This window comes from Amycolatopsis sp. NPDC059027, from assembly GCF_042739735.1.
Taxonomy (GTDB): Bacteria; Actinomycetota; Actinomycetes; order Mycobacteriales; family Pseudonocardiaceae; genus Amycolatopsis.
The window spans coordinates 25,096-27,562 of the sequence record NZ_JBHYIK010000076.1 but is presented as its reverse complement, the minus strand read 5'-3'; the positions used below and the strand labels follow the sequence as shown (position 1 = coordinate 27,562).

Below are 2,467 nucleotides of genomic sequence, written 5' to 3'. Positions count from 1 at the left end.
GTGGTCTCCGCCAGCGCACTGTGCCCTACACCCCCCGCCCCCCCCCCCGCCCCCCCGACACACGCGCCGAACCCACCGCATGCCGTGAAGGCCTCCTTACCGACGCTCAACACCGCGAAGGACCCCTTCACCACACCACCAAGCCCCCGGGAAAGCACCCACCAGCAAGACCACACCCCCGCACCTACCGAGAAAACCTCATCGGGGCGCTTGAGCCACGGCCAGAACGGGTCCACTCGCGCCTGACGGCCCGCAACGCCCGCAAGGTGGCCTTGACGGCTTACCGAGTCCGCAGTGGAACGAGACGGCACGAAAAAGGCGGGTGGGCCGTCTAGCCCACCCGCCGGTTCGTTGAGATGTCTCAGGCCTTCATCCGCCGCTGACGCGGGTCGAAGGCGTCACGGAGACCGTCACCGATGAAGTTGATCGACAGCGAGATCAACACGAGCACGACGAACGGGCCGAAGAACAGCGCGGGCCGGATCTGCACCTGCGCGTAGTTCTCCAGGATGACCCGGCCGAGCGAAGTGTCCGGCAGCTGGACGCCGAGCCCGATGAACGACAGCGCCGCCTCGGCGAGCACGGCCTGCGCCACCGCGAGGGTCGCGTTGACCGTGATGCTGCCGACCATGTTCGGCACCAGGTGCTTGAAGACGATCCGGAACGTCCCGGCACCCGACGCCCGCGCCGCGTCCACGAACTCCCGCTGCGACAACGACATCGCCTCGGCGCGGGTGATCCTGGCGATCTGCATCCAGGCGAACGCCGCCAGCACCAGCGCGACGATGTACCAGGTACCACCGCCGAACACCTTCGCCAGGATGGCCGCGGCCGCGATCTGCGGGATGATCAGGAACAGGTCCGTCACCCGGGAGACCGCCGAGTCGGTGAACCCGCGCAGATAACCGGCCATGGCGCCGAAGACCACGCCGATCACCGTCGCGAGGATCGACACGGTCAGCGCGATGAGCAGCGAGTACATCGTGCCGCGCAGGATCTGCGACACCATGTCCTTGCCGACCTGCGTGGTACCGAGCGGGAAGTCCGCGCTCGGCGCGGCGAACGACGGGAACGAGCTGTCCTCGTAGTTGTGCTTCCAGAAGAACGGCCCGAAGATCGCGATCAGCACGATCACCGCGAGCACCACACACGAGATCATCGCGAGCTTGTGGTGCAGGAACTTCCGCAGTACCAGCTTGCCCTGGCTCCGGGGTTCGGGCAGGGCCTCGGGCGGGAGTGTGCCCTCCGCGGCGGCGGTTTCGCTCGCGAGCACAGAGTTCAAGTCAGCCAACGCGAATCCTCGGGTCCAGAATGCCATACGCCAGGTCGGCGATCAGGTTGGCGATGATCACCATGCTCGCGACGACCACGAGCCAGCCCATCATCACCTGCGTGTCGTTCTTCGTCACGGATTCGACCAGCAATGTGCCCATACCGTGCCAGGAGAACACCGTTTCGGTGATGATGGCGCCCGCGAGCACCGCACCGAAGTTGACGGAGAACAACGTGGTCACCGGGATCAGCGCGTTGCGGAACGCGTGCCGGAAGATGACGCGGGAGCCGGAAAGCCCCTTCGCCCGCGCGGTGCGGACGTAGTCGGCGCTGAGCACCTCCAGCATCGAAGCCCGCTGGAACCGGCTGTACGCGGCGAAGCTGATCGCCATGATGGACAGCGTCGGGAGCAGATAGGCGCCGACATAGCTCGCCAGGAACTCACCGACTCCGTCGGCTTTCAGGTTCTCCGGGCTGACCGTGCGGAGCCACGGATTGCCGAGGACGTCGCTCAGGCCGAGATCGCGGACCCAGCCGTTGATCTCGATCGCGTAGTTCTTCAGCACGATCGCGATGCAGAAGATCGGCATCGAGAACAGCAGGAACGCCAGCGTGGTCGCGATGTAGTCGACGATCGAGTACTGCTTGACCGCGGCCAGCACGCCGACCGCCACGCCGATGACCAGCGCGAGGATCTCGGCGCCGATCACCAGCTTGAAGGTCACCCCGAACGCGGCCATCACCTTGGGCGCGACCGGCGCGAGCGCGTTGCCCTGGGCGATCGAGATTCCCCAGTCACCGGTGAGGAAGTGACCCAGCCACGTGAAGTACCGGGGGACGATGCCCTGGTCGAGGCCGAGCGTGTGCGCGGTCGCGGCCAGCGCTTCCTTGCTGATCTGCGGGTTGCTGCGGAGTTCCCCCAGCGGGTCGCCGGTGCCCGCGACCATGACGAAACACAGGAAAGTCCCGACCAGCAGGACGGGAATCGATATCGCCAGGCGGCGAAGAATGTAGATAACCAGGTTCAACGAACTGCTCCTCATCCGGGCCTGGTCGCGAAGCATGACCGCTACCCGGTTGTCTACCGTAGTGGGGGTAACCCTACGGTCAACAGCTACTTCCGGTGGGTGCCGGGGCCCGGCTCGGGGGCGGGGCCCCCCCCCCCCCGCGGCACGTGATAACAAGCACGGAAAAA

Annotated in this window: 2 protein-coding genes; both read right to left on the bottom strand. The window is 66.2% G+C overall.

From position 1 onward, the window contains the following. Positions 1 to 361 precede the first annotated feature (361 nt). Positions 362 to 1,291, bottom strand: coding sequence for an ABC transporter permease (locus tag ACFWY9_RS37120; protein ID WP_378329332.1), 930 nt, complete (start codon positions 1,289 to 1,291; stop codon positions 362 to 364). Next, complete coding sequence (locus tag ACFWY9_RS37115) at positions 1,284 to 2,300, bottom strand: ABC transporter permease (protein WP_378329333.1); 1,017 nt, start codon at positions 2,298 to 2,300, stop codon at positions 1,284 to 1,286. Before ACFWY9_RS37115 ends, ACFWY9_RS37120 begins: the two co-directional genes overlap by 8 nt. Between the last annotated feature and the right edge of the window lie 167 nt (positions 2,301 to 2,467).